At 31.6% G+C, this 1,763-nt stretch carries 4 protein-coding genes; all 4 read left to right on the plus strand.

Features of this window, described 5'->3' with window-relative positions; translation table 11 throughout:
- On the plus strand, nt 1-487 hold a 487-nt coding region (locus SLH33_RS12875; protein ID WP_320419525.1), incomplete at its 5' end, for a hypothetical protein.
- Nucleotides 480-716 carry a hypothetical protein gene (locus tag SLH33_RS12880; RefSeq protein WP_320419526.1) on the plus strand — a complete coding sequence of 79 codons (237 nt, stop codon included), beginning with the start codon at nt 480-482 and terminating at the stop codon, nt 714-716. The genes SLH33_RS12875 and SLH33_RS12880, both read left to right, overlap by 8 nt.
- Nucleotides 717-863: 147 nt before the next feature.
- Entirely contained in the window at nt 864-1,373 is a 510-nt protein-coding gene (locus tag SLH33_RS12885) for a tetratricopeptide repeat protein (protein ID WP_320419527.1), read from the plus strand.
- 87 nt (nt 1,374-1,460) lie between these two features.
- Nucleotides 1,461-1,628, plus strand: coding sequence for a hypothetical protein (locus SLH33_RS12890; protein WP_320419528.1), 168 nt, complete (start codon nt 1,461-1,463; stop codon nt 1,626-1,628).
- Nucleotides 1,629-1,763 lie beyond the last annotated feature (135 nt).

Raw genomic sequence — 1,763 nt, forward strand, 5'->3', positions numbered from 1 at the left:
CCTAAAGACCGTTCAAGTTCTCCTCTCTAATCTTGTTAAATTTAATAACAGCAAAGTAAAGGAGACCGTTGTGGTGCATTTAGACAAAATGAAAATTAAAGAACCTAAATTCAGATGTGGAACTGAAAAAGCAATTAAGGAATTGGTAGCTGAGTATGACTATCCATACGCTGAATGGATGCAAGATTGGCCATATGAAATTGCTGAATCAAAAGAAATAGAAAATTACTTTCGACATTATGATGAGCAAACTGATGATGACAAAAAATTCAGCCTAATGGAAATGCTAATACAAGCGCTGACAGATATCGAAAATGACACTGAGTTTAATAAGAATTGGAATCTATTAAAAGAAAGAATAACGAAAGATTTTAAAATACACGAATACACATTTTTTTACTGGAGTTGCTTTGGTGAGAAACTCTCCGACTGTTGGAAGGTGACACCATATATGAGAGAATTGTGGAAAGAAATTAAAAATGGCTGACAAAAAAGTGAATATCGAATTGTCTAATGATGAAGCAATCGTTCTTTTTGAATTTTTAGGCAGATTTAACGAGAAAGATAATTCAAGTAGATTTGAAGACCAATCAGAACAAAAAATTCTTTGGGACATTGAATGTATTTTAGAAAAGGAATTAAGTGAACCATTTCGAGCAGACTATCAAGACATTGTAAAGAAAGCACGAGAAGCGGTTCGAGATGAAAAAGAATAAAAAACGACACCACAACAATGTATAACCGCAATTACGGCGGATTCGACTACGTACGAATCCACTCGGAATTGCTAACGTCAGTGCTTAACCGAAAATTATTAACTTTAAACCCGTAACTGACGGTTATAAGAGACCGTTAGGCAACATATGAAACCGACTTCAGAACTATATAATAAATCATTCCGAATTCTATTCCTCGATGAAATGTGGGAATATGAAAAAACAATTTCGGAACTTAACGAAAAACTGAAAACGGAAAAGAACACCAATGCTTTTAATAATTTAGGAGTTGCTCATTTTGAGATTGGACAACTTGAAAAAGGAATTGAAAATCTGAATTTAACGATTGAACTTGACAAGCAGAATTCGATAGCTTATTCAAATCGCGCGGAATTGAATAAAAAATGGAATAAAAAACAAGATGCTGAAAACGATTATGGAAAAGCAATTGAATTAAATCCAAAAGACGCAACTTTTTGGAGATGTCGAGCTTATTTAAGAAAGGAAAATGGAGAATTAGAAAAAGCATTATCTGATTTTAAACAAGCAAAGAAAATTGAACCAAAATTTCAACCGACAAAAAACGAAATAGCTGAATTGGAAATGGAACTTGGAATTGAACGAAAAAATTGGATTGAAAAACTAATCGGAAAATAAAGACAATTGGAAATTTTACTTAAAATATTTAAAATACTTGTTCTGCTTTTAGCTATCTATTTGTGGAATAAGCTCGTTGTAAAAAATATGATAAGATTGTTAGTTGGATTTCATAAAAAGAATAACGTTAAAAACCTGAATAAACAACCAATTAAATTCGTAGTTGAAAATGAAAAGAACATTTACAATTTTGCAGCAGGATTTTATTGGATTGGAGCAATATTAATATCATTCGGAATTGTAACAACTGAATAAAAATACGTTGCCTAACAACGGTAACCGTTGCACAAGTGTGTAAAAACCAAAAATATTAGATTAAAACAAGCTTTTTTAGGGCTTGTTTTTTTATAGATGACTAAATGATGGTCTAAATTTAGAAGGCTTTATTCT

This window comes from Tenacibaculum sp. IB213877 (assembly GCF_034043975.1).
GTDB lineage: Bacteria > Bacteroidota > Bacteroidia > Flavobacteriales > Flavobacteriaceae > Polaribacter.